We start from the raw sequence: 25,330 nt of genomic DNA, 5'->3' as shown, positions 1-25,330 counted from the left end.
TCTAAACTATAACAGAAGCGAAGAACCCGTCAATGATTCGTAAGTCGGGCTGATTGGCTGGATATGGGTCTATGGGGTTATTATGCAGGTGGAACAGGTGAAATATGAGAAAGCTGAAAAGACCCGTCATTCGTGAGGACGGGTCTTTTGTATTTGATTAAACAGTAAGCTGGTTAAGTCCCTGGTTATTACGGAATGATAAAACTGGAATTAAGTAAATCCATCAGATTGAACTTCACCCTTTTCCCTCTCCCGTTTCATCAGCATTCCCATTGGGAGATAGGTGATGTAAAAAACGATAAGTGCAGCGATTTCAAGATTGATATAGTACATGTAGCTGGAGCCGAAAAAGGACAGGATCGTTTTGGATTCCGTTGGATTGGCTAAGTAAAAGAAATTCGTGTCGAGAAGAATATTCAGGAAGAAAATCGGCAGGGCGAGAAGGTTGACCATGACGAATCCGGTCCATACAGCTTTTCTTGGTACCCGGTATCCCTCATACACGATGAAATAAAGGACGGACCATGCAATCGCTGCATGATGGAGGAAATATTTAAGAAAGCGGTAATGAGGAAATTGATAAAACATTTCAGGTGTGACCATGCTTAAAATGGGAGGCAGGAACCCGATAAAGAACAACAGATAAAATACCTTCCGATTGGGCTTCAGGAATAAATAAATCCCGATAAAGGTACTGACGGAACAAAGCTGCAGAGGCAGGTCCCCCACCTCCCACTGTCCCGTAGCCACGAGCCAAATATGCCATGACACCTCGCTAAGGACCAGGATTCCGAATAACGTCCACTTGATGATTGGCTGATAAGGCTTGAGGAGTCGCCTGCCATAGAGCAGAAAAACAGATATAGCCACAAACATCAAAAGCACAGTGATATGCGGGACAGAAAACAACTCGAACGTACGCATTTCTGTAACTGAAAACATCATGCCACCCCTATTCCTTCTAAAAGTGGTTATCATGAATAGTCTATTCGACTTAGTTATGGGTTAAGACTGTATCCACAAATAGAAAAAGCCCCCCTTTTAAAGGGGGACATGCATCCTACATCGTGAACGGCGGAATATAACGCCCATCCACATCGGTAAACTCATATTCCTTCGCTAAGTCACCCGCTCTGAACACCTGTCCCGACTTTTCCATCACCTTAGGATCCTTCGCGAGCGCTGTGACGGCCCGACCCACATAGTAAGGCGTTTCGGATTTCTTCAAGTCTTCTGCTTCCTGCCAGTTCTCCTCGTCCACTCCCATATGTTCGAGCACAAGCTCTGTCCTCATGAACCCCGGCGAAACCGCAAGGACCGCGATATGATCTCCTTTTAATTCTTCTGAAAGCCCATACGCCATACGGACGAGTGCATTCTTCGCAAGATCATAATAGAACTGCCCCGTGTACTTGCCATCATCCCAGAAGGTCGTGTGAATGATAAGGGCTTCTTTGTTCTCACGTAGTAACGGAATGGCAAAGTGATTCGTCGCCAGCTGAGCCCGGACACCGGCCGTGAACATCGTATCCCAATTCGTGAGCGGCAGCTCCCAGAACGATCCCGGATTCACCCCGATGTCATGGGCTCCCCACACATTATTGATCAGAATATCCAATTTACCTTGTTCTTCACGAATCTGCCTGATGACCGCTTCTGTTTCTGCATCAATCGTATGATCACAACGAACCGCAATCCCCTTCCCGCCAGCCTCTTCTATTTGAGAAGCCGTGTCGTCAATCGTTCCGGGAAAATTTTGCGTGGATTTCCCTCTGGTGCTTCGTCCCGTGACATAGACCGTTGCCCCGGCTTTTCCCAATTCAATCGCAATCGCGCGTCCCGCTCCCCTGCTTCCACCCGTTACGAGTGCAACTTTTCCAGTCAGTGATTTCATCCAACCCATTCCTTTCATCTGTAAGATACGTTTAGTATACGATCCTATTCTTGACATCCACTGTCATATTTAATTAAATAAACTTAATAAATTCAGGAAAAAGGTGAAGCAGATGAGAGGCGACAGACTTGTATCCATCCTTTTATTATTACAAACCCACGGTCAAATGACCGCCAAAGAACTGTCAGAGAGATTGGAAGTTTCCGAACGGACGATTTACAGGGATATGGATGCACTAAGCGGAACGGGCATCCCCGTTGTCGCAGAGCGAGGAAAAAACGGAGGGTGGTCATTGCTCGAAGACTACCAGACGGATCTCACCGGGTTGAAGGAATCTGAGATCCGGGCGTTGTTCGTGTCACCGTCAGCCCACCTCCTCGACGATCTCGGATTGAGCCGAACGTCCGAGGAAGCCAGAAATAAACTCATCGCCTCCCTCCCATCCACCTACCGTGAAAACGCGAAAGGCGTATGGAACCGGATCCATATTGACACAAGCTCATGGCGGAAGCAAAAAGAAAGAATAGCCTCATTCGAAGTGATCAAAGAGGCCATATGGACAGTAAACAAACTGAGGATCACCTATCAACGGGCTGACGGAAATATGGACGATCGCACTGTGTCACCACTTGGTCTGGTGGCGAAGGGCGACCTCTGGTACTTGATCGCCACCAAAGAAAATGGAGACACCCGGAATTACAGGGCTTCCCGGATTCAATCTGCGGTTTCTTTAAAGGAAACCTTTACACGACCAAACGACTTTAACCTGGCTCAATACTGGAATTCTTCAACCCAAGCCTTTATAAAAAAATTGCCTTCATATGAAGTGAAGGTGGAAGTCAATCCCTCCACCCTGTCAAGGCTGACTTTCACCGGCCGTTTTGCACGAGTACTTGAAATCGGCGATAGAACCAAAAAAGACTGGATACCCGTTACCCTCTCGTTTGATACAGAAGAAGAAGCGAAAGGATATCTCCTCGGGTTTGCTGACCAGGTAAGGGTAGTCGAACCGGATGACCTTCATCAGAAAATCCTGGAAATGGCAGAGGCAGCTGTTTCGTTTTATCGTCGATATAAATAACACTTTTTTCGATTGTTATGATCATACGATCATCTCAAGGATGAAGAATTTAGTAGATAATATCTTGGATGGACACCAGGAGCAAGAAAGCGGATACGGCATAAAACAGATAGCTCCGATACGATTTCCGATCCTTCTGGTGTTCTTCCGCTCCCATTATCACCATGAGGACCGCCAAGCCTGCCATGGTAAAGGGAAGGATGTCGTTATGATCTGACATCAATCCATAGAGTGATAAAGCCAGAACGATGACGCTTATTGTCATTCTTATTTTTTTCAGCATGGTTGGTTCCTCCTTTCTTCTTATTACGTAAACAACGCCTGAAAGGTAAAAGGTAAGATGGATACTATTGTCATACCTGTCAAGATCGAGATCGTCACCATCCATCGATACTTTCGCCTCGAAAGTTCCTGTCGTTTATAAGCGATCGTGAATAGCTTAATCATGGAATGCACGGTTCTATATATGATGATGATTGAAAAGAAAGTGATGATGTAGACTTCCACAGGGCATTCTCCTTTTTCTTAGACATCCTTATTTTACCACATGTATCTGTCCCCAGGTTCCTTCATCCTTCACAAAAAAAAGCGCCTGACCCTTTCAGGTCAGACACCCATTCTACTACTTCGCATCCTTATCCGGCTGATGGATTCCGAATACATTGCCTTCCGTATCTATGTAGTAACCTTGCCACGCCATACCTGGCAGGGCGTACTTCGGCATGGCAACCTTTCCGCCATGATCAAGAATGAGTTTCTCCGTTTCATCATAATTCTCCACGCCCATCGTACATGAATATCCATTCATCGGTTGATTCGGCTCTGGTCGGGGACTTTGACGCTGCATCAATGCACCATTGATCCCCATCTCATTCTCATCCCCTGTCACCGCACCAAAGTAAGGCATTCCGGCGAAATCACTCCAGTCTTCGAACTTCCAGCCGAATACTTCTCCATAAAACGTCTTTGCTCTCTCCATTTCATCCACATGCACTTCGAAATGTACCATTCTTCCCATTGATCATACCTCCCTGGATTCTATCATTCACTTTAATCATTCTGCTTCTTCGAAAGAAACCCTTCTTTTTTCAAAAATAATCCCATTTATCGGAATACACGCAAGAGAATCAGAGAGATCGTTTTGCTATACTAGAATCAGAGACAAACCCATGGAAAGGAGCCCGCCATCATGATTATTCGAGAAACAGAGGATTCATTTATCATGATCAAACAGCACGACCACGCTTTTTTATCCGGTGAAACCATCAAGCACTTTAACCGGAATCTATTAAAATCAGATCAATTCTTTGATGATGCCTTATACGCAGCCTATCAGCATGACCGGAGCTGGATCGGTTTGGACGACACTCCCATCTGGAATGACAGGGAGAAGATTCCCTACACCTTTTCTGACTATCCCCTCCTGCCGAAACTGGCATTCTATAAAATCGGTGTGGACGAAGTTGAAAAGGTGAACGCATATGCAAGCCTCCTGTGCAGCCTGCACTTCTGCTCCTTCTTTTCTCAATCTGAAAATAAGGACTGCCTCCTCTTTTTAGCCGGAGAAGCGAGAAGACAAATGAGGCTGAAGGAGACGCTTCCTGACCTTGATGTAGAATTGATGCAGCAGCATTTCCACCTGCTCCAGTTCTCTGATAACCTGTCCCTATATCTGTGCTTGAATGAACCCGGCGTGGAGAAAGAAGAGGAGCATCCGTGGTTCAGGAACGGATTTACTCATACGGAAGTGTTTCATCCCGATGATCAACCCATCACAGCCGCATGGCTGAATGAAAACCAAGTGACACTCGACCCTTATCCTTTTGAAAAGGAACTTCACCTATCAATGCCGTATAAAACGGTATCCAAGACTCTCATTGAACAAATCGGAGTGGCAGAGGCCTATGAAGAAAGTGAAAATGAATTAAGAAAGATTCAGTTATGCCGATCATAGATGAGGTCACTTTTCTCTCTTTTCCAAGAAATACAAGGAAATGGCACCCGGTCCTACATGTGTTCCCACCGAGACCCCCATTTGCATAATGAAGATATCTCCGGAGTAATCGGTTTCAGATTTGATTTTGGACTTCAGGTTTTCAGCTATTTTACGATCGGATGTATATCCGATGATGACGAATTCGGTCATCTCCCGGTCATACCGATTGGAGAATTCCGTCACGTAATGTTTCAATACTTTTTTAAGGCCTCTTTCTTTACCGACGATGGCGCCTTTTCCCTTTTTCATGGACATGATGGGCTTCAGCATGAGCAATTTGCCTATGAAGGCACTGGCATTGGTGAGCCTGCCGCTTTTCAACAAATGATCCAAGTCGTTAACCGATAGGAAATGCTTAACCTTCTTTTTGTATGTTTCATTAAAAGCGACGATACTTTCGAATGTCGCTCCCCTCTCCCTCATTAGCGCACTCTGCATCACGAGCAGGCCACTTCCATGACTCATGCAGGATGAGTCGACAATATGTATTTTCACCGTAGAGTTACGATCTTCCTCATAGAAATACCCTTTTGCAATTTCTGCTGATTGATACGATCCACTCGTTCCGCTCGACATACAGATGCAGATGATTTCCTTGTATCCATCCTTAACGGCTTGATGCATGATGGCCACATATTCCGCCGGATTCGGCATGCCCGTCGTGGGGAATTCCGCTAAGTCCTCCATGACCCCATAGAATTCATCGGGCTCGATGTCCACCCTATCTCTATATATCTTCCCACCGATGTTAATGGTCAGTGGGGCTAAGCTAATATCGTATAATTCCAATACGTCATTTGATAAATCACAAGTTGAATCTGCCAATATTTTAATCATATAGGTCCTCCGCTAGCAATCTATCGCTATCATACCTTATGAATTGCGTGGATGGATACACCTTTTTCTTACCAATGGCAGGTGAGGCGGGTTTTCCGTTGCCGATGGGAATGGGTCTGCTCAGGAGTTTCACCGGTGCGTATCCTCCCCATGTTTTACTTGTCATTTATTTATTCTACCTACTCCCCTGACAAGCTTGATCTTCTACATAACAGAAATATTTTCAGAATACATTGACAACTACTATTCAAAAAAACATATAATGGTAATACCAATTAAAAAAATTGGCACTACCAACTAAAAGGAGGCGCATTCCAGTGAAAGAACGTTCATCCGATATCATCGCCGGCAAACTCATCCAATCCATTATAGGAGGGCATATAAAGTTTCATGAGCCGCTGCCATCGGAAAGAGAATTGGCCACCCGCTTTCAAGTGGGAAGACCTACCATACGTGAAGCACTGCAGCGGTTGGAACGGGACGGCTGGATCACGGGACGGAAAGGAATGCCCGCAGTTGTGAACGATTATTGGAAGCAGGGGAATTTAATGACGATCGTGAATATCCTCGAGCACCAGGAAGAAGTACCCGACGAATTCATCCATTACATGCTCGAACTGAGGATCTCTTTGACCCCTACTTATTTCAGGGATGCCCTCCACCATCAAAGACTCAAGGTTCTTTCCCTCTTCGTCCCACTGGAAGAGTTGCAGGATGATGCCCGGTCCTATGCTGATTTCGACTGGCAGCTGCAGAAAAATGTCGCCAAGCTATCGCCCAATCCTGTCTATCTCCTAATCCTGAATAGCTTCAACGACTTCTGTGGCAGGATGGCGGAGAAATATTTCAGTGATCCCGACCATCGCATGGCGACACGGGATTATTACAATAAATTGTTGGACTTCATTTTAAAAGGGGACATGGAAAAGGCAGAGTACCTCATTAAAGAAATGATGGGTACAAGTTTACGTTTGTGGAAACAAAAAATGAATGGGGGCGATGGAGGATGAAAGAAAATAAGTTGTATCGGGATTTTTTTCTTCATTTTGATATTTTGGCTATGATGGGCATTTTTCTCGTGGTACTGGGCTTTTTGGTAACGATGGAGCATTCCGTTTACAGCCTCGTATTTTTTGCCGTGGGGATCGTCACGTATATGTTCAGTGAATACCTCACCCACCGCTTCCTCTTTCACATTAAATCACCTGAGAATCCTTTATTGCTGAATCTGATCAAACGTTTACACTATGATCATCATAAAAAGCCGAATGACTTGAAGCTGCTCTTTCTTCCCATATGGTACAGCGCACCCAACCTGTTCATCCTATGCCTGCTGTTTTATTTCCTGACCGGCTCTATCTCCTTCACCCTTGCTTTTACCACCGGGATTCTCTTCATGTTCTTTGTTTATGAATGGAAGCACTACGTCGCTCACCGGCCCCTGAAACCGAAGACCCGGTTCGGCCGATGGCTTAAAAAGACCCACATCCTCCACCATTATAAGAATGAGAATTATTGGTACGGCGTCTCCACTCCCTTCGTCGATGCGTTATTCGGAACACTGAAGGACGAAAAGGAAGTGGAGACGAGTCAGACCGCGAAGGATTTGGAGAAAAGGGCATAAAAAAGACCTGTCCGGGTCTGTATGACCCCGACAGGTCTTTTTCTACTCCCACTTAAACACATAACTCGCAAGCGCAAATCCGCCAACAAGCCAGGCACCCAAAATCAGCGTCTCCATCCCCAATTCCCAAAACGGGGTCCCAAGATTCATCGTCTCCCGGAGCGCCGAACTCAAATGGGCGATCGGCAGCACCTTCACGATCGGCTGGATGATGTCCGGCATATTGTTGATCGGGAAGAACACGCCTCCAAGGAACAGCATCGGGAACGTCACGAATCCCGCAATCGGCCCGGCACTTTCCGGGTTTTTCGCCATGCCGGCGATGATAAATCCCAGTGCCATGAACGCTAAGGTTCCGAGGATGATGAAGAAGATCATGGCGAGCCACGAACCGGCCACATTAATATCAAAGATGAGGTCGGCGATCAGGACGACGAGCAATGCCTGTGTACCGTTAAGCAGAAGGCGGGCCGTGATCTGGGCCGCGATGAAGGTGGAAGCTTTCAGTCTCGTCCCCTGCATCCTCCGGAGGATTCCCCGTTCACGCCAGGCGGAGATCTGACCCGCCACCCCGTTCATGTTGTTGCTCATGATCATCATCGCCACGATACCAGGTACGAGGAAATCAACATATCGGAGGTTCAGAGCCTCGATTCCTACCTTCTCAACCGTCACCAACGGCTTATAGTCAACCAGATCCTTGCTGTATTGATCGATGATGCCGTTCACGACCGTCAATCCAAGCTCAGATGTGGTCAGGTTTTTCTCGTTATAGTATACGGGAAGGGAGAAAGACTCGTCCCCCTCCTTCAGGTTATCTTCATAGCCTTCCGGGATTTCGATGAGAAGCTGGATGTCTCCGTTCTCAACGGCTTCTTTCCCCGTTTTGACACTCCCGAATTTCGTTGTCTCAATTCCCTCATTTTTATAAAATAAGTCCTTTAAGTCCTTCGACGAATTGGATTGATCACCGTCAATCACCCCCACTGATAACGAGAGTGAATCCCCCCCGCCTGCAAATGAACCGATGGCCACCATCAGGATGACCGGGAAGAGTAATGTAAAGAACAGGACCTGCTTGTTCCGGGCAAAGATCCGTAATTGTGCCAGGGTTAACTGCCAATAAGCTCTCATGATTCCCGCAGCCTCCTTCCTGTCATATGAATGAAGACATCCTCTAATGTCGCTTGCCGCGTTTGAAGATCCTCGATTTTCAGATGATGTTCCGTCGACACGGAAATCAGGGAGGTCAGTGCCAGCTGAAGCTCATCTGTATACAACTGGACGAAGGAATCCTTGATGGCCGCTTCTTCCACTCCATCCATTTGCATGAACCACTCCTCTTCAGGCGGATTGTTTAGATGGAATTCGATCGTACTCGTGGACTGCAGGGTTTTCACAAGATTAGGAGGCGTGTCGAGGGCAATCAACTCCCCTTGATCCATGATGCCGATGCGGTCACAGAGCACATGGGCTTCATCCATATAATGCGTGGACAAAATGACCGTCTTCCCCCGCTCCTTCAACCGCAGCACAATGTCCCATAGCGTCCGTCTTGCCTGGGGATCCAGTCCCGTCGTCGGCTCATCCAGAAACACAATCTCCGGATCATGAATCAGCGCCAGGGCAATCGCGAGCCGCTGCTTCTGACCGCCCGACAGTCCCTTGATCCGGTCCTTTCGCTTCTCAGTCAGGAGCATCTCATCGATCAACTGGTCAATGTCCACATGACTCGGATAAAAACTCGCATACAAATGAAGGATCTCCTCCACCTTGAGGAGTTCAAACAGCGAGGTCGACTGAAGCTGAACCCCGATCACCTCTTTCACCTTATTCACGTCTTTGCGCACGTCGTAGCCGGCTAAGCTTGCCGTCCCCTCATCCGGCTTCCGGAGTCCCACGAGCATTTCGATCGTCGTCGTCTTTCCTGCTCCATTCGGACCGAGCAATCCGAAGATTTCCCCCTTCTCTACCTGGAACCGGACTCCATTCACCGCAGTGAATGAACCATATTTTTTCACAAGACCATTCACATCTACCATTACTTCGTTCGTCATAACGAGCCTCCTTTGACAAAAATGGAACCGCCCATGAGTGAGCGGTCCGTTCTTTAGATGTTTATACGCGGTGATGATCTGCACGCCAATTCTGTACGGCTTTTTTTATGTCTTTGGCTGATAGATCCTCTGAGCGCGCCCGTTCCACTAATCCCGGAAATTCTTCATCAGGTGCGAACCGTAGTGCGATCACCTGCTTCACAGAAAGTCTAGGGTCTAACTGATTCCCCGTTAAGCGAAAATAACGGAAATTTTCTTCATTTCGAATGATCCGGTCCTGAAGCTGGAGTGCATATAATCGCAGCTTCACGGCTATAAATAGGAACGTAATCGAAGCAAACAGCACAATGAAACTAAGCAGCGGCTCAGTCCCCACATTCTTCACGAAAAACGTAATGGATAAAATCAACGTCACAATCGATAAAAGTGAAATCCCATAATGATACAACGGATCGATCTTACTGTGATTCTCATAATTTTGCTGTTTCATATGTACCTCCAAAGGTTTATAGATTCATTATATACCAGATGTGCGGGACAGGGGGACAGGTTTAGTGTCCCACTCGTAATAGAACACTTAGAAATCATATTCTGAGATGTGTGTGGTTATGAATGGCTCGTGCAGCATGGGACCTCTGCGAGCACTCATTAAATGAAAAAATGTATTCTTTGTCATCAGAAAAGGCAACTGCCACTTAAGACAGTTGCCTTTAGGATTCCTTCATTAAACCCGTGGCCTTATACTCCCGGGAACCACCCTGGCGTATTGATGATGGCATTCCATAAAGGATCCGGCACCACTAACTCCTTCTGCTTTTCCTTATCGATCTCCGTCACAATTTCATCTTCCCTGCCGTCAGCAAGCTTCTGTACCCAATCGGGATCGATGATGAGACCGCGTCCCAGTGCCAATAGAGGAACCCCTGTATCAAATGCTTTACGGGCATCTGCGGCAGAGTAAATGGAGCCTACACCGATCAGTGGAGTACGATCAGCAATTGTTTCAAGAAGGTGATCCATTCTCGTTTTCTCTACATCCTCTACGCCTCTTCTTGGCTTCGAGAAGAAATCGAATAGGGACACATGCAGATAATCAAGGTCTTTATCCGCCAATGCGTCCACCAGGGTAAGGGTATCCCCCATGGAGAAGCCATTCTCCTCAGGCTCTTCAGGTGAAAAACGGTAGCCGACGATGAATGGATGTTTCGCATGCTCATCGACCACACTCTTCACCTTATCCACGATTGCCATCGGGAATGTCATCCGTTTCTCCAAGCTGCCTCCAAAACGGTCCTCACGCTGATTCGTCATGGGAGAAAAGAACTGATGGATCAAATAACCGTTCGCCCCGTGAATCTCGACGCCGTCATAACCAGCCTCGATGGCACGGCGGGTCGTTTCCCCGAAAGCTTCAATGATTTCCTCGACTTCAGCCTCCGTTAACGCTCTTGCTTTCTTCTCTTGATTGTCTCCCATCACGTCACTCGCACTGACGACGTCCCCATCCGGAACCAGGTCAGGAGGACATTGCACCCCGCCATGGAAAATCTGCAATATCGCCTTTGCACCCTGATCTTTGATTGCTCCCGCCAGTCGCTCAAGACTTGGGATCATGTCATCCGTGTCACCGGCAAATTCACCAGGGAATCCTTTACCGTTCGGTGTCACATACGTACAAGCCGTGACAACCATGCTGACACCCTTCGAACGGCGGGCATAATAGTCTACCTCTGCATCCGTTACATTTCCTTTTTCATCTGATGAAAAGTTCGTCATCGGTGCCATGATGATGCGGTTTTTAAGCTCAATTCCATTTTTGAATCTATATGGGGTAAATAAATCTTCATACTTTTTGTTCATGGGTTTTGCCTCCTTCTTGTTGTTCAAGGGATATCATAGTAGATATAAAGATGGTTTGACCATTAATCTGCTTGTGGAATGTGCGGTGGTTGATTCCTGTAAATCTCAAACAATTGACTGCAATCCCTTCCAACTGCCAATCTGATCATCTGTACCTGGTACAAACTGTCTTTTTTTACCAGGTACAATTCAACCTTTTTGTACCTGGTACCCATTCATAAATAACCCTTGCTTGCCGTAACAAAATAAGGAGTGGCAACCCATAATGAGCCCCGCCACTTCCACACAGAAATATTATCTATATTTTTCCATATACTTAATGGTAAGATGGTAGCAGAAGCTACACCTACAGGATGATGTTCACCTGCTTTTACCTAAAAAGGAGGTTTTCCAAAATGGTTTGGCTTTTTGTCCTGATTCCGTTTTCTTTCATGGTTGGAGTCTTAATCGTGGGCAGCATCAAAGAGACTTACTTTTCCCAGGGCTACCTCAAAGGTGATTGCTATGATACGCACAAGGGTGATGGGTATAACGCTTATTGCCAGGGGCAGTCCAATCATTTGAAAGGCTGGACTGGCGGAAGGTAGTTGGGACAGGTCCCATGTCCCATTTAATCATCTTCTTTTTAAATCAGTCGAAATGGAGGTTTTTAAAATGGTTTGGCTATTCGTCCTGATTCCCATCTCTTTCATGGCTGCGGTAGCAATCGGAGGCATGATCAAAGACAAATACTTTTCCCAAGGCTACCTCAAAGGTGATTGCTACGACACCCATAAGAGCGAGGGATATAACACGGAATGCCGCGCAGGATCCAATCAGCACAAATGGTATACGGGTGGTAATTGATCGGAACCCCGCAATATGGAAAAAGGCTCAGAATAAAACTCTGAGCCTTTTCCCATGGGATTTGTTCATCATTGCCGGGGTGCAAATAGCATGACCGATACCCCGATCAAGCAAATACCGGCACCAACCCAATCATATAAATCAGGTGTTTCTTTATCAATTCCCCATCCCCATAAAACAGAGAGGACAATAAAGACTCCGCCATAAGCTGCATACACCCTGCCGAACGAAGGAAAGGTTTGAAACGTGGCAATGACACCATATAAAGCTAAAGCGAGCCCTCCTAATAACCCTAGATAAGCAGGCTTTCCCTCTCTTAACCAAAGCCATATAAGGTACCCGCCACCAATTTCAGCTATACCTGCACATATAAATAAAATCGTTGCATAAAGGATATCCGTCACTTCCCAGAATTCTATTGTTACATATAACTTTAACACCTTTTACCTGTATTGTTGAAGTGCAATCGCCCCTTTAGGAGTCAATTCAAACTCGTGTAGTTTCTGCCCCTGTACACAACCATCCTATTCAGTGATACATGGAAAGCACCTTCTCTACATCACTAATTAATTGATTCATTTCAATCTGGGATAAGCGTACAGGCATTTGATCATTCAAAGTAATAATTTGCCCGTCTCCTTCGTGCTGATGGCTTTTCAAATAGTGATAGATCGTATCGATCTGATTCTTTTTGAGGACCGACTCTGTATCGAAATCCTTTACTTTCTGTATAGAGAATTCATTGGTAGATGAATCAAATTCTCCTGCAATAATTGTCCCTTGCAAGAACATAATCTCACTCCTCATTGTAGGTATACGTTAGTTTATCCCCAATACAAGGAACAACATGCAGAGCCTTAGAGTTGCGGTGTAATTGACGACTGAAATGATTGAACCACTTTACAAAATTGAATGATGGATTGTACAACTTCGCATTTCAATCAATTAGTAAACCGAGCCTGTCATCAAACTCGGTCCTATTCATTTTCACAAGAATTATCACTTCAACCCATTTATCGCCTTCGTAAGCTCTATGAATTTCCTATCTAATTCAGCATACTCTTTATCACCCGGCATCATAAAACTGAGCCTCCCCAACACATCCTGTCTCTCCGTCTCGAGCTTCAGCCTCAATTCCTCGTGCTCATCCCGTTCTGGAGCACTTTCATTCAGCCATTTATGAATCCCGCCGTTCTCGATCACAAGATTGGTACTCGTCGTTTTCTCAAGAAAATACCGGTCATGGGACACGACGATCAATGTTCCACTGTAGTGCGCGAGGGTATCCTCAAGCTGTTCACGCGATGCCAAATCGAGATGATTCGTCGGCTCATCCAGGATCAGCACATCTTTTTCTTCTAAAATATACTTCATCAACTTGCACTTCACACGCTCCCCCATACTCATATTTCTGATCGGCTCCCTCCAGTGGGCCGTCTGGAATCCCAAGTGCTTCATGAGCGTCTGGACTCTCCCTCTTTCCTCGAATGTTTCCTTGTGGAAAAGCTGTTCGGGCGTTTCGTCAAGAGGAAGGTCGAACACTTCCTGCGTCAGATAGCCGATCTGGGCAGATGGTGAAACCCATACATCACCGTCTGCGGTCTCCTGCCCCATGATCACCTTTATCAATGTCGTCTTCCCGCTGCCATTCGGTCCGATGATCGACACCTTTTCTCCATGCTGGATCGTGAAATTGGCGTTTCTGAATAGGATTCGTCCGTCAAACACTTTCGTCAGATCCTTCACTTCCAGGAACCTCTTTCCTGTCTTATGGGTGGTCTGAAGGGAAAACCGTACAGTATGTTCTTCCTCAACCGCTTCCACCTTTGTCCTCTCAAGCTCTTTCTCAAGACGCTTCTGCTTCGATTTCACCTGGCTGTCCGTCCGCTTTGCTTTTACCCGGTAGTATTCTTTGTATCCTTCCTGTTTCGTGGACTGGGCATGCGCTTTTTGTGACCAGGAATTGAGCTCGCTGATCTGGCTTTCGATCCGCTCCACCATCTTCTGCTGCTTTTCATATTCACGCTGCTGGGTCAGCCGCTTCTGTTTCCGTGCCTCCATGTAGCTTGAATAATTCCCTCTATGCTCCATGAGCTTTCTGCCTTCGATCGACCATATCTTTGTTACAGATTCATCCAAAAAATACCGGTCATGGGACACGAGAATGATCGTCCCTTTATACTCGTTGATCTGTTTCGTCAGGAACTCCATGCTCCCGTGATCCAGGTGATTCGTAGGTTCATCCATTAGTAGGAGGTCTGCGTTTTTCCCAAAACCTTTTGCAAGCCTCGCTTTCAGCTTTTCACCGCCGCTCAAAAGCCTAAAATCATGGTCCGGAACCTGCCATTTTTCCAGTAACCTGGATTCGTAAGGTGTCGTGCCATCAAGGGAATAGGATTCGGTTTCCTGCTCGACCATGCCGATGATCAAGTCCTGTTGCAACCATTGGATTGTGCCTTCGGAAGGTACTAAATCCCCGTGAATCAATTGCAGCAGTGTCGATTTACCCGCACCATTCTGCCCGATGATCCCGATGACATCCCCTTCCTGCACACTCGCTTTTACGCCCTCAAAAATATTCTGATCCATGATTTCATAACTTATATTCACTAATTTCATTAATTCTCTCATACGATCTTCCCCTCTCATCAAAGGGAGAACAAAAAAATCCTCCCCATTTCTCTGGAAGGATTAGCCGTACCTGTAATGCGCGCAAAGAAAGCTGTTTCCACAGCTCAGGTCACTTTATAAAAATGGGCAGACTAATCCTATTTTGGTTGATTTGAAATATGGAATTTCAAACGTCGCGAAAATAAGATTAGTTCTTCATCGTCCACCCATCACTCCTGTCATAATTAGTAAATTAACTATACCACGGAATGGCCCGTGATGACAAAAGGAATTTGAGCTCCCTCAATACCAGTTCCCATACCTGTATTGAAAAGGGAAACAAATCGTTATTTTTCGTCATTCTTTAATACATACATTTTCTTCGATTTATTCATAGTACCCAAAAAAACATCATTGATATCTGTAATGTTTTCTTTCGTCAACTGACTCATTAGCCATCCTTCGCCTACTTGAAGCTTATTTAAGTTCTCATGCACGATATGACCTTCATTTATGACGACGAGTGGAATCTCGGTTGCACTTACAGGTAGATTCATGTCCTTCGGTGTGACATGGGATTCCCGATCGTATTTCATAACGGAAATAAACCCATTAGGCTCTAAGATGGCATATTTGACCTGACTTACATCGAAGACATCGTTCACCCGGAGTTCAGATAGGAGCAGCTCGACATTGATAAATTGCCTCCTTAGATTCTTCAGGACAACCCTTCCATTATCGATCAGGATGGCTGGCTTCCCATTAAAGAAAAAGCCGAACCTTCTATTTTTCAATGAAATCAGGCTGAACACGATATGCCAAAAGAATAAAGTCAACAACGGAACCAGCATATATGTGAATGATACCTTTCCATCCAACAAGGGAGATACCGTAATGGCACCCAGTATCCAAATGAGGGCAAAATCATATGTGGTCATTTGACTTATAGCCCGCCTTGAAACCAATCTACCCACAAAGAACCCAACAACACCGACAATCAGGGTTCTGATTAAATATCCCCCTAATGAAATTTCCTCGATTACTCCAAATACATCAGGCAATGGATGTCCCCCCTAATGAATGAATAATTCATTCTGTTCAGTTATAAGACCAAGATTGACATCTTCAATATCCGTTACATTCTGTTCTTTTAACTGAAGGTATACCCAGTCTATATTCAGGTGTTTCTCCTTCATTATTTTTCTATCAACCTTACCATCATAAATCAAAATTTTAGTGAGTTCTTTCGTGGTCATTGGAATATTCATAGTGGATTTCGTGACCGGTAAAGAATGGCTATTTTTTGCCACACTGAAATCTCCGTTCGGCTCTGAAATAACGTAATCGACATTTTGCAGATCAAAGACATTCTTCTTTCTTACAATAGATAACAAATTATCGAGGGTAAGCATGGATTTCCTCAAATTCCCTTTATCCACTTTCCCCTTTTTCACAAGGACAATCTGCCTTTTTGAGGCAATGTTTGGTGATAACTTTATGTAACTATAAGAAATCAATAAGATGATCAGGATATAAACAAATATGATCGCAATCGCATCAATAGGCTGTGACGCAGGCTGCACCATTCGGGAAGCGGCGATGTGACTAATACCTGCACCCACCAGGAAATTATAAGGTGTGACAATACCTGGCTGCCGAAAACCCAACGATTTATCTGCTAAAAACAGGACAAAATACAAGATGGTGGTACGTAGAAATAATTCCAGATAATTAAGGTCTTCCGCTTCAAAAAGTATACTTTTCCACTCCAAGATACTCACCTCCTTATATTCCCAAGATGATTAATCAATAGGGGATGGTTACTAGTATTTGATTCAACTCTTTAAAGAATACCTGCGACCTGACTACCATTACCTTCAAGTGACATTCCCCTCAAATGGGGTATCGAAAAATCTGTTGTCATTAAAGTATCAGATGCAAAATAAGTGGGAAGCTAAAAATGGTGGACTTATCTTCAAAAAGAATGCCCCGTATCGGGTTTGCATACTCACTAAGGAAGGAGTTTTACGTTTGGAATCAATCTGGTTAGAATACGGATGGACATTACTGATCCTGATCGGCCTTGAAGGCTTATTATCAGCAGATAACGCCCTTGTCCTCGCCGTCATTGCCAAACATCTGCCTGACGATGAAAAGAAAAGGGCCATCAAATACGGAATCTTTCTGGCCTTCGCCTTCCGCTTCGTTGCCCTTTTCGCGATATCTTTTATCGCGAACGTCTGGCAGATCCAGGCGATCGGAGCAGCCTACCTTCTTTACCTGGGCTTAAAGCATGTCATCAAAGCACGTTTCGGGAAAGAAAACGAAAATATCCGGGAAGACACAGAAGAAGAAGCTAAAGGGAAAGGCTTTTGGCCGACTGTCGGGAAAATCGCTTTGGCTGACCTTGCCTTTGCAATAGATTCGATCCTCGCTGCCGTAGCCCTTGCACTTGGCCTGCCCGATTCTCCACTGGGGGATTTCGGCGGGATGGATGGTGGACAATTTATCGTGGTTGTCCTTGGAGGAATCGCCGGGCTGATTTTGATTAAATATGCGGCAACCTGGTTCGTGCAGCTGCTGGAAAAGCGCCCTGCTTTAGAAACGACCGCCTATGCGATCGTCGCCTGGGTCGGGGTGAAGTTAGCGGTCATTACACTGGCACATGAGGATATCGGCTTGCTCGATCATGATTTTCCTCACAGTACTGGTTGGACGCTCACTTTCTATGGTGTTCTTGTGGGGATTGCTTTATTTGGGTGGTTTGCACCTGGGAATAAGCAATCTCAGCATAGCAATGGCTGATCAACGAGTATTCAATAAGAAAAATCCCTGTGAGGGTTCACAGGGATTTTTCCGTTTTCATTATTTTAGGACCAGCTTCGCCACAACTTCCACGTGTGCGGTCTGAGGAAACATATCCACAGGCTGCAAATACTCCACGCGATAGTGCTTCTTCAAATAATCAATATCCTTCGCAAGAGTGGAAGGGTTACAGGATACATACACGAATGTTTTAGGCTTTACTTCTTTTAGTGTATCAAGCAGTTTGTCATCGCAACCTGTTCTAGGAGGATCGACTACCACGACATCCGGACGCCAGCCTTCATTTTTCCAATGAGGCATGAGCGTTTCCGCACCCCCGACAAAGTACTCGGCGTGATCGACTCCGAATTTCTTCGCATTCTTCTTTGCGTCATCGATCCCTTCCTTGATGACATCCATTCCTCGGATTTCTTTTGCTCCGTCAGCAAGCCATAACCCGATTGTTCCGACTCCACAATAGGCATCGACCACTTTTTCTTCACCTGTAAGGCCGGCTGCTTTTTTCGCTTCATTATACAGCTTGCTCGTCTGGATCGGGTTGAGCTGGAAGAAAGCACGGGCGGATAACTCGTAGGTGAACTCTTCCAGGCGTTCTTCGATGCTTTCTTTACCTGAAAGGTGGATCGTTTCGTCTCCGAATACGAGTGCCGTTTTCTTTGGATTGATGTTTTGGGCAATCGAAACAACTTCCGGAAGACGTTTCTGGATTTCCGAAATCAGCAATTCCTTGCGGGGAATTTTCTTCTCCGTCGTTACGAGTACGACTTGTACTTCACCTGTTTCAAAGCCGACACGGGTGACGATCGTTTTCAGAATCGGCTTTTTCTTTTTGTCATCAAATACAGGTATGTTGAAGTCGTTGATGATGCGTTTGATTTCGGTTGTGACTTTATTCGTAAGCGGGTGCTGTACGATACACTCATCGATGTCGATGAGCTTGTTGGAATTCATGCTATAGAGACCTGCGATAGCTTTCCCGTTCTGGGTTCCCACTTGGAATTGACTTTTGTTCCGGTAGTGCCATGGGTTGTCCATCCCGATTGTCGGACGGATGTCCAGGTCTTCTAATTTGAGCTTCGTATGACGCTCGAGTGATTGAAGCAGGATATCCCGTTTCGCGTCCAGCTGCCCTTCGTATGACAAGTGCTGAAGCTGACAGCCTCCGCACTGCTCATAGACCGGGCAGGGAGCTTTGGTGCGCTGTGGTGACTTCTTCCGGATCTTTTTGATGCGGGCTTCGGTGAATTTCGGGTGGACCTTGGTTACCTCGACGACTACTTCTTCTCCCGTCAGAGCACCCGGTACGAAGACGATCTTTCGTTTAAAGAAGCCGACTCCTTCACCATTGATACCGATTTTTTTTATGGTCAGAGGAAACTGTTGTTTCAACTCGATTTTCACTTCATTGTGCTGTTTTTTTGCGTATTGCTTTTTCATTGGTTCACGTCCGTTCTATTCGATACTTCTCCATAAATACAAGGATGCATAGCTTAGATAAGGATGCCAGTCCGAGCTGAATTTGTCCAGTTCGTCCATGGTCGGTTTCTGATCCATCCCGAAAAGGAGCTTAATGGCGTTTTGGATGCCGATATCCGCTTTCGGAAAGAGATTCGGTCGGCCAAGCCCGAATAACAGGAAGCTTTGGGCAGTCCAAGGACCGATGCCGCGGATTTTGGTGAGTTCCTTGATGACTTCTTCGTCTGACTGACGGGCCAATTCTTCCAGGTCCAGTACTCCGTCAGAGACCTTTTGTCCGATCCCGATCACATACTCCGCTTTCCGCTGACTGAATTGCAGCTCCCGCAGTTCTTCCACCGTAAGACCCGATACTTTTTCCGGTGATGGATAGAACCACACTCCGTCTTTTTGCCAGCCATATTTGGTGACAAAGCGATGGGTCAGGGTGAAAGCGAATTTCAGGTTCAGCTGCTGGTGGATGATGCTTTTGACGATTGTGGCAAACGGGTCGAACTCCAGGATGATGGGTGTGCCGATATGCTCTTCGAAAATCGGCTTCAGGTCGGTCTGCAGGAAATGTTCATGCATCTCATGAAGACCGGTGTGCCACTGAAAAATGTCCGAGATCCGGTTCTCCTTCACTTCAAGGTCCTCTTCATTTTCAAAGGTGATGCTGAACTCAGGCTTGTCCGTGGTGCCTGTCGCCTGAACCTTGATGACCTCGCCGTTCCCATCCGGGAGATAGTACGGAACCTTCACACTACGATCTTCCTGATCTACCGCATTCAACGGGTCCAGCGCCAGCCGCTCCAGTACCCTGTCGAAATCATACGGACCTTCAATCTTAACATTCCTTATCACCATCGTCCTCATCCTTCCGCACAAAACTTGTATGTGTATTATAGCATAACGGGAGTGTAACACTTCAACGTTGTCGTTCGTCTAATACATCAGGAGAGAGGGACGGACCTCTAAAAGTAGAGGTCCGTCCCTCATGGATCTCTGAAAGGGATGATTGGGTGAAGAGGTTGATGATGGCTGGTTTGCTCCTTGTGCTGGTCGCTGGCTGTGATGAGCGTGGAGATCAGGTTGAGGTTGGTTTGGGTAAGGAAGTGGCGGATTATGAGCCTGTGGAGACAGATGTTGTAAATACACACGGCGATGTACAGAATCTCAATCGTTTTGAAGAGTTTTACGATAATGTGAAAAATGGCGTTGAGGATCGTGTCCGAATTGTCAGCTACACGGAAGAAGGCGATCCAATCCTGCATGACCTGGCGTTTGATGGAACACTGATTCATTCAGTACGCGATTCCCGTCGCGATACATATGGCAACGGTGAAAACGTAGAAATGACATGCAAGAAGATAGAGCATGTCGAAGATGGAACGATGGCAAACAATATGTTTAACCTGTCTGACTGTAACAAGAATGATGTCGACGTTAGTGTGCTTTGGTATTGATTATTCGGAGGGACGGACCTTCCTTCCCGGCTGAACAAGGAAAGGCTGAGACCCTACTTTACTAAGAAGGATCTCACCCTTTTTGCTCTCTTTTAAAAGTAAGATTATGTTCCACCCTATTTAAACTGGCAAGGGCTTCCGTTTCAAATTCTATCATTCGCTCTTCGTACGTCCTCGTTTTCTTCTTTATGAATAATAGCAGCCCAAAAATGATACCTGCCAATACGATTATGACTGCTGTTAGTATGACTGTGTTTTCCATCAATAAGCCTCTCCTCTATATTCTTTTCATTCTATTAACCAAAAAAAGAGGGACATGTCCCCCTTTTTTTTGGAATGCTTGCTCTAAAGTTCCGTACAATGCTTCACTGCTTTTGATCATTGACATGCAGCACTTCTACTTTGGTCGGTGCATAACCTGCCCCGTCCAGCCATGATACGTAAACCCGGTACGTTTCTGTTTGTGCTTTATTCGTCACAGTAGCAATGGCACGATCAGTACGATCACTTTCCACCCACCAGAGAATCATATCCTCTTTTGATAAATCAGCGCCTATTGATATGGCGGTCTTCATCTCCTCCCAATCAAGGGTACCTTCATCCAAGGTGACTCTTGTATGGCTTTGCTGATGGGTAGGTACTGCCTGCCAATCTTTCGTGATGACTTTATCGACGTTCGGTTCGTCGCTATTCTGGATGGTCGTCCCATCAGAATCTTTCTTTTCTTTATGTTTATCCGACTCTTCCTTGGCGGCATCACTTGGAATTTCTTTTTGCGTTCCGTGTGACCCCTCATCTGGCTTCAAGGTCTTCTCGTTTTCTTTCTTGACCTGCTCGGACTTATCATCCGAGCCGTTTGTTTTTGGATTCTCTTCTGACAGTTTTGGATCACTTTCAAGTTCCATGTGCTTTTTAAGCTGATCAGAAATGTCATGGAGCTTTTCCTTGTCGGGCATGTAATAGTACGTACCCTCCATGGTTTTGTCTTTTCCGTCGATTTTGTGTTCCATGATGTTTTCCCTAGCACCCTTATAATTGGATTGAATATTCCACATCTCGATCAGGGACATGTTTGTTTTGACGTTTTTTTCAAGGACCTTGACGACTTCACCGAATTTCGTGATTGAGGATATATTCTCCCCTTTTTGCATCAGAGCTTCAATGACTTGGCGCTGGCGTATTTGACGGCCAAAGTCTCCCCGTGGGTCCTTCTTTCTCATTCTGGCATAGATCAATGCCTCTTTACCATCCAATCGAATCTGACCTTCCGGGAAGTGGACATGTTTGTCAGTGAACTCTAAATCATTGTTGACTTTCACCCCGCCAAACGCTTCAATGATGCCTTCAAAGCCCTCCATGTTTATTTGTAAAAAATAATCCACGGGAACATCCAGGAGGTTCTCAACAGAATGGATGGTCTCCTCCGGCCCTCCTACTTGATAAGCACTGTTGATTTTGTTCAATCCGCCTTCTATATGGGCATACGTATCACGGGGGATACTGACCATATGCATCGATTCGGAATCGGGATTGATCGTTAAGAGAACCATGGTATCGGCTCGACCGCCCTCTTCCCCCGGTCTCGTATCGACTCCCATCAAGAGAATCGAGATCGGGTCCCCACCCTTCAAGTCGACTGTTTCCACATGTTCCTCAAAGGAGGTTTTCCTGTCGACCTCTTCGTCCATGCTGGCTCCGATCGACGTGACAAATTGAAATGTAAAGCTGATTACCCCCAGAATCAATACTGTCACAGAGGTTAAACTGAATAGCAGAAATTTTTTACCCATTATCTGTCCTCCACACTTAAGCCTGCTCACCAAGGCTCCAAAAGCGCCTGGGACTATGCCGCGGGTTTAGAGCCTTCCTGATGATAATTCCGTCCTGTCCGGGACACCTTGTTCCATTTTTTGTTGAAGAAATAGGAGATACTTCCATACATGACAAAATACATCGTGACAAATCGGTAGATGAAAATATCAAATAGGATCGCAAAAAACAGGCGGAAATGATCCTTTATAGAGAAGGTGAAACCGTACCGCTTCCCTTGGCGGATCGCGACCACGTCATACATGAAACCAAATAAGAATATCCAAAACAAATAAAAAAACAGATAATCCACATACGTATTCTGAGGGTCGTAGATCATATTGTAGATCACGATTCCTGTCATGATATAAGAAGCAAGTGTGCCGATCAGAAACGCTTCAAATATATAAAAGAAAGAAACGGTTTTCGTAAATAACGTTTTTCCAAAGAAGGAACTGAAATGAATGATGCAGTCGATATAGGCTTTTTGCCAGCGTAACCGCTGCTTGGTTAAGTCCCTCCATGTTTCTGGAAGTTCGGTGTACCCGACTGCATCGGAAATGAACTTGATCCTTAAGTTTTTATGCTTTGCGATTAGTCTATGGATACGGAGGGTGATGTCGATATCCTCTCCTATTGTCTTGCGATAACCCTCTACATCGAGTAACGCTTGCTTCCTGAAAATGCCGAATGCCCCGGATATGACGGCTAAAGCTCTGAAGCGTACAAGGGATAGTTTTGAAATATAAAAGGCTTTAAGGAAATCCAGCACTTGCACCCTCAATAGCATATTTGTATGTTTTAAAGATAAACGGTTCGATTCTTCATTCGTCTTTGCCTGCAAAACGTGTACCATACCGCCTGCCGCAACGACATTCTTATCTTCGAACGCATCATTGACAGCCGATAATGCTTCATCGGCCAAAATCGTATCAGCATCCAATGTGATGATGATGTCATGGCTCGCGTATTCGATACCGGCATTCAAGGCGTCCGCTTTTCCCCCGTTCTCCTTATCAACCACATAGAAATCAGGATAAAGCTCCGATTGGTAAACCCCTTTGACTTTTTCATAAGACAACTTACCGATTGGTTCAATGGAACATGAATTCAACTTGAGCCGTTCATTCAAGTAAACCATTGTATCATCCGTTGAACCATCATTTATATACACAACCTCCATCTGAGAATAAGGCATTGATTTCATGCTCTCAATGGAGGTGTCGATAATACCCGTTTCGTTATAACAGGGAATCAAAATGCTCATTCCCTTTTCATCTTCATGCCCATGATCGATCATCCACTTTTTCAGAGCAGGGTTTCGCCTCGACCTTTCATCGGGATCACGGAACAATGGTAGACAATGATATAAATGCAGCACCGGGAACGTCACACTTAAAAAGAAAAACACGATGATGGCTATTTCCAAAAAAAACACTCCTCCTTTACCCAAAATGCAGTCTGATTTCCCAACAGACAACGATCGGGAACTTATAAAAAAAGTATGCCAGGATTCACATACACGTACATTCTCACCCTTTAATAAAAAAGAAAACGCCCTCCTAAAAGGAGGACGAATATGTATCATTATTAAAATGATAGCACACTATGGAGTTGAACCAATACAGTAGAATGATCTAAAAAAAATACTCCCCATACCTAGTACAAACTGTATAAATCAAGGTAAGCTTTTCCTTTTCACCCACTGACCGTAGGCATTTCTCATTACTTCATTCTTTAGAATTGGAATCAAATACTGTATTAGGGGAAATATTGAAGGTTGAAGCTGTTTTCATTTCCTATTCTTTCTGTGATTAGGTGTGCATATGTTACTTCGTACTCACAATGCTTTAATGATAGGGTTTCCATCATACATCAAAAGCAGCCTTGTAAGGAAAATTGAGCATGTCCTTTGTCAGAGTACTGAGGGACGGACCTCAATTCCTAGTACCAGGTACTAGGAATGAAGGTCCGTCCCTCCTATTTTTTCATCATTGGATGCTCATCCAGGCTTTTGAAGGTGTAGCCTCTTTTTTTGAGGTCTTTTATCGCTTTTTCCATGGCGTCTGCGTTGTCTTTGGAGACGGAGTGCAGAAGGATGATGGCACCTGGATGGGCCTGGGCCATGATGTTGTCATAGGAGTATTGCCAGCCTCTTTGCTGATCGGTTTTCCAATCGATGAAGGCGAGGGACCAGAAAACGTGGGTGTACCCTTCTTCTTTCGCAATTTGCAGCGTGCGTTCAGAGAATACACCTCTTGGCGGCCGCAAATATTTCATTTCTTTTTGTCCGGTCAGTTCCTTTGTTTTCACTTTTACTTTTTGAAGCTCTTCCCGGATTTTCTGATCGGAGCTTGCCGTAAAGTCCGGGTGATGCCAGGAATGGTTCCCGACGATATGCCCTTCTTTCACCATTCGCTTGACAAGGTCTTCAGCGCTAAGTAAGTAGTGACCCGTCACAAAGAAGGTGGCTGGTACTTTTTCCTTTTTCAACACATCGAGGATCTGCCCTGTGTAGCCATTTTCATATCCGTTATCAAAGGTCAGATACAGGATTTTTTTATCCGGTGATCCCTTGTAAAACGCATCATATTTATCAAGGAGTTGATCATGCTGGGCACCTGCTTCTGCAGGGACTTCATTCTGGCTCTTCTTGAATCCCCAGCCAATCGGGTTATTTGAAACTGCATAGGCTTGTGCTGGAATGAGCAATACTAAGATTGAAGCTATAAGTAACACTTTTAGTGTATTTCGCAATATTGAACCCTTCTTTCACATCCGTTTCCCTTAGTTTTTGAGAACGTGGAGGATTCATGTGTACTAAAAGTATCCATAAATGGATGTAATATATGGATTTTCTCTTGGTATCGCCTTCTTGGTGGTTAATACGGCTTAGTGCGGCACTTTATAATGTTTGTTGCGGCATCATCAAAACTTACTATTAACAGTTTTCGCATAACTTCCATTAC

At 45.3% G+C, this 25,330-nt stretch carries 29 protein-coding genes; 7 read left to right on the top strand and 22 right to left on the bottom strand.

Annotated features, from left to right (window positions below; translation table 11 throughout):
- Window positions 1-210: 210 nt before the first annotated feature.
- Together TV75_RS09850 and TV75_RS09845 are read right to left on the bottom strand one after the other, a co-directional pair.
- The gene (locus TV75_RS09850) at window positions 211-942 is read right to left on the bottom strand and encodes a YwaF family protein (protein ID WP_044338588.1); all 732 of its coding nucleotides are present in this window, start codon (window positions 940-942) and stop codon (window positions 211-213) included.
- Between the two features lie 118 nt (window positions 943-1,060).
- Window positions 1,061-1,894, bottom strand: coding sequence for an SDR family NAD(P)-dependent oxidoreductase (locus TV75_RS09845; protein ID WP_044338587.1), 834 nt, complete (start codon window positions 1,892-1,894; stop codon window positions 1,061-1,063).
- Window positions 1,895-2,006: 112 nt separating this feature from the next.
- Between TV75_RS09845 and TV75_RS09840 the strand changes: the two genes are divergently transcribed.
- Complete coding sequence (locus tag TV75_RS09840; RefSeq protein WP_044338586.1) at window positions 2,007-2,975, top strand: helix-turn-helix transcriptional regulator; 969 nt, start codon at window positions 2,007-2,009, stop codon at window positions 2,973-2,975.
- Window positions 2,976-3,024: 49 nt separating this feature from the next.
- Here TV75_RS09840 and TV75_RS09835 read toward each other — a convergent pair whose 3' ends face one another.
- From TV75_RS09835 to TV75_RS09825, 3 genes are all read right to left on the bottom strand, one after another.
- On the bottom strand, window positions 3,025-3,258 hold the full coding sequence (locus TV75_RS09835; RefSeq protein WP_052504512.1) for a hypothetical protein: 234 nt from the start codon (window positions 3,256-3,258) through the stop codon (window positions 3,025-3,027).
- Window positions 3,259-3,281: 23 nt separating this feature from the next.
- Window positions 3,282-3,482: a hypothetical protein gene (locus TV75_RS09830; RefSeq protein WP_044338585.1), complete on the bottom strand. Its 201-nt coding sequence runs from the start codon at window positions 3,480-3,482 to the stop codon at window positions 3,282-3,284.
- A gap of 115 nt (window positions 3,483-3,597) precedes the next feature.
- The gene (locus TV75_RS09825) at window positions 3,598-3,993 is read right to left on the bottom strand and encodes a VOC family protein (RefSeq protein ID WP_044338584.1); all 396 of its coding nucleotides are present in this window, start codon (window positions 3,991-3,993) and stop codon (window positions 3,598-3,600) included.
- A 171-nt stretch (window positions 3,994-4,164) separates the two neighbouring features.
- Between TV75_RS09825 and TV75_RS09820 the strand changes: the two genes are divergently transcribed.
- The gene (locus TV75_RS09820; protein ID WP_044338583.1) at window positions 4,165-4,929 is read left to right on the top strand and encodes a DUF3891 family protein; all 765 of its coding nucleotides are present in this window, start codon (window positions 4,165-4,167) and stop codon (window positions 4,927-4,929) included.
- A 6-nt stretch (window positions 4,930-4,935) separates the two neighbouring features.
- Here the strand turns inward: TV75_RS09820 and TV75_RS09815 are convergent, their stop codons facing one another.
- Both TV75_RS09815 and TV75_RS21825 read right to left on the bottom strand, forming a co-directional pair.
- Window positions 4,936-5,808 carry a DegV family protein gene (locus TV75_RS09815; protein WP_044338582.1) on the bottom strand — a complete coding sequence of 291 codons (873 nt, stop codon included), beginning with the start codon at window positions 5,806-5,808 and terminating at the stop codon, window positions 4,936-4,938.
- Window positions 5,801-5,974: a hypothetical protein gene (locus TV75_RS21825; RefSeq protein ID WP_156142383.1), complete on the bottom strand. Its 174-nt coding sequence runs from the start codon at window positions 5,972-5,974 to the stop codon at window positions 5,801-5,803. The genes TV75_RS09815 and TV75_RS21825 overlap by 8 nt, the downstream gene beginning before the upstream one ends.
- Before the next feature lie 145 nt (window positions 5,975-6,119).
- Between TV75_RS21825 and TV75_RS09810 the strand changes: the two genes are divergently transcribed.
- Together TV75_RS09810 and TV75_RS09805 are read left to right on the top strand one after the other, a co-directional pair.
- A complete protein-coding gene (locus TV75_RS09810) occupies window positions 6,120-6,818 on the top strand; it encodes a GntR family transcriptional regulator (protein ID WP_156142411.1) in 699 nt (232 codons plus the stop codon).
- A complete protein-coding gene (locus TV75_RS09805) occupies window positions 6,815-7,432 on the top strand; it encodes a sterol desaturase family protein (RefSeq protein ID WP_044338580.1) in 618 nt (205 codons plus the stop codon). Before TV75_RS09810 ends, TV75_RS09805 begins: the two co-directional genes overlap by 4 nt.
- Before the next feature lie 42 nt (window positions 7,433-7,474).
- On the opposite strand, the gene TV75_RS09800 is transcribed toward TV75_RS09805, so the two are convergent.
- The 4 genes from TV75_RS09800 to TV75_RS09785 form a co-directional block, all read right to left on the bottom strand.
- Entirely contained in the window at window positions 7,475-8,566 is a 1,092-nt protein-coding gene (locus TV75_RS09800) for an ABC transporter permease (RefSeq protein ID WP_044338579.1), read from the bottom strand.
- Window positions 8,563-9,489, bottom strand: a complete 927-nt coding sequence (locus TV75_RS09795) for an ABC transporter ATP-binding protein (protein WP_044338578.1) — start codon at window positions 9,487-9,489, stop codon at window positions 8,563-8,565. Before TV75_RS09795 ends, TV75_RS09800 begins: the two co-directional genes overlap by 4 nt.
- 61 nt (window positions 9,490-9,550) lie before the next feature.
- Complete coding sequence (locus TV75_RS09790; protein ID WP_044338577.1) at window positions 9,551-9,979, bottom strand: DUF6526 family protein; 429 nt, start codon at window positions 9,977-9,979, stop codon at window positions 9,551-9,553.
- Window positions 9,980-10,227: 248 nt separating this feature from the next.
- A complete protein-coding gene (locus tag TV75_RS09785) occupies window positions 10,228-11,349 on the bottom strand; it encodes an NADH-dependent flavin oxidoreductase (protein ID WP_044338576.1) in 1,122 nt (373 codons plus the stop codon).
- A 654-nt stretch (window positions 11,350-12,003) separates the two neighbouring features.
- Here TV75_RS09785 and TV75_RS09775 point away from each other — a divergent pair.
- Entirely contained in the window at window positions 12,004-12,195 is a 192-nt protein-coding gene (locus tag TV75_RS09775) for a hypothetical protein (RefSeq protein ID WP_044338574.1), read from the top strand.
- Window positions 12,196-12,263: 68 nt separating this feature from the next.
- On the opposite strand, the gene TV75_RS09770 is transcribed toward TV75_RS09775, so the two are convergent.
- The 5 genes from TV75_RS09770 to TV75_RS09750 all read right to left on the bottom strand — a co-directional run bounded on the left by TV75_RS09770 (window position 12,264) and on the right by TV75_RS09750 (window position 16,577).
- On the bottom strand, window positions 12,264-12,590 hold the full coding sequence (locus TV75_RS09770) for a YnfA family protein (RefSeq protein WP_044338948.1): 327 nt from the start codon (window positions 12,588-12,590) through the stop codon (window positions 12,264-12,266).
- A 133-nt stretch (window positions 12,591-12,723) separates the two neighbouring features.
- Entirely contained in the window at window positions 12,724-12,987 is a 264-nt protein-coding gene (locus TV75_RS09765; protein WP_044338573.1) for a hypothetical protein, read from the bottom strand.
- Between the two features lie 207 nt (window positions 12,988-13,194).
- A complete protein-coding gene (gene abc-f / locus TV75_RS09760; RefSeq protein WP_044338572.1) occupies window positions 13,195-14,826 on the bottom strand; it encodes a ribosomal protection-like ABC-F family protein in 1,632 nt (543 codons plus the stop codon).
- 326 nt (window positions 14,827-15,152) lie between these two features.
- Window positions 15,153-15,866 (bottom strand): YetF domain-containing protein, encoded by a 714-nt coding sequence (locus TV75_RS09755; RefSeq protein ID WP_044338571.1) that lies wholly within the window; start codon window positions 15,864-15,866, stop codon window positions 15,153-15,155.
- 12 nt (window positions 15,867-15,878) lie between these two features.
- On the bottom strand, window positions 15,879-16,577 hold the full coding sequence (locus TV75_RS09750; RefSeq protein ID WP_052504511.1) for a YetF domain-containing protein: 699 nt from the start codon (window positions 16,575-16,577) through the stop codon (window positions 15,879-15,881).
- A gap of 259 nt (window positions 16,578-16,836) precedes the next feature.
- On the opposite strand from TV75_RS09750, the gene TV75_RS09745 reads away from it, so the two are divergent.
- On the top strand, window positions 16,837-17,610 hold the full coding sequence (locus TV75_RS09745; protein ID WP_044338946.1) for a TerC family protein: 774 nt from the start codon (window positions 16,837-16,839) through the stop codon (window positions 17,608-17,610).
- Window positions 17,611-17,670: 60 nt separating this feature from the next.
- On the opposite strand, the gene rlmD is transcribed toward TV75_RS09745, so the two are convergent.
- Together rlmD and TV75_RS09735 are read right to left on the bottom strand one after the other, a co-directional pair.
- Window positions 17,671-19,068 carry a 23S rRNA (uracil(1939)-C(5))-methyltransferase RlmD gene (gene rlmD / locus TV75_RS09740; RefSeq protein ID WP_044338570.1) on the bottom strand — a complete coding sequence of 466 codons (1,398 nt, stop codon included), beginning with the start codon at window positions 19,066-19,068 and terminating at the stop codon, window positions 17,671-17,673.
- A 15-nt stretch (window positions 19,069-19,083) separates the two neighbouring features.
- A complete protein-coding gene (locus TV75_RS09735) occupies window positions 19,084-19,953 on the bottom strand; it encodes a DNA-3-methyladenine glycosylase family protein (protein WP_044338569.1) in 870 nt (289 codons plus the stop codon).
- 155 nt (window positions 19,954-20,108) lie between these two features.
- Here TV75_RS09735 and TV75_RS09730 point away from each other — a divergent pair, with 155 nt between their 5' ends.
- Entirely contained in the window at window positions 20,109-20,552 is a 444-nt protein-coding gene (locus TV75_RS09730; protein WP_156142381.1) for a DUF4362 domain-containing protein, read from the top strand.
- A 73-nt stretch (window positions 20,553-20,625) separates the two neighbouring features.
- Here the strand turns inward: TV75_RS09730 and TV75_RS09725 are convergent, their stop codons facing one another.
- From TV75_RS09725 to pdaA, 4 genes are all read right to left on the bottom strand, one after another.
- On the bottom strand, window positions 20,626-20,814 hold the full coding sequence (locus TV75_RS09725) for a hypothetical protein (RefSeq protein WP_044338568.1): 189 nt from the start codon (window positions 20,812-20,814) through the stop codon (window positions 20,626-20,628).
- A 103-nt stretch (window positions 20,815-20,917) separates the two neighbouring features.
- Window positions 20,918-22,342: a DUF1510 family protein gene (locus tag TV75_RS21175; RefSeq protein ID WP_052504509.1), complete on the bottom strand. Its 1,425-nt coding sequence runs from the start codon at window positions 22,340-22,342 to the stop codon at window positions 20,918-20,920.
- 53 nt (window positions 22,343-22,395) lie between these two features.
- The gene (locus tag TV75_RS09715; RefSeq protein ID WP_052504508.1) at window positions 22,396-23,790 is read right to left on the bottom strand and encodes a glycosyltransferase family 2 protein; all 1,395 of its coding nucleotides are present in this window, start codon (window positions 23,788-23,790) and stop codon (window positions 22,396-22,398) included.
- Window positions 23,791-24,341: 551 nt separating this feature from the next.
- A complete protein-coding gene (gene pdaA / locus TV75_RS09705) occupies window positions 24,342-25,118 on the bottom strand; it encodes a delta-lactam-biosynthetic de-N-acetylase (RefSeq protein ID WP_044338566.1) in 777 nt (258 codons plus the stop codon).
- Window positions 25,119-25,330: the final 212 nt, after the last annotated feature.

Origin of the sequence: Rossellomorea aquimaris (assembly GCF_000935355.1) — a bacterium.
Taxonomy (GTDB): Bacteria; Bacillota; Bacilli; order Bacillales; family Bacillaceae_B; genus Rossellomorea; species Rossellomorea aquimaris_B.
This window is presented reverse-complemented; position numbering and strand designations above follow the sequence as displayed.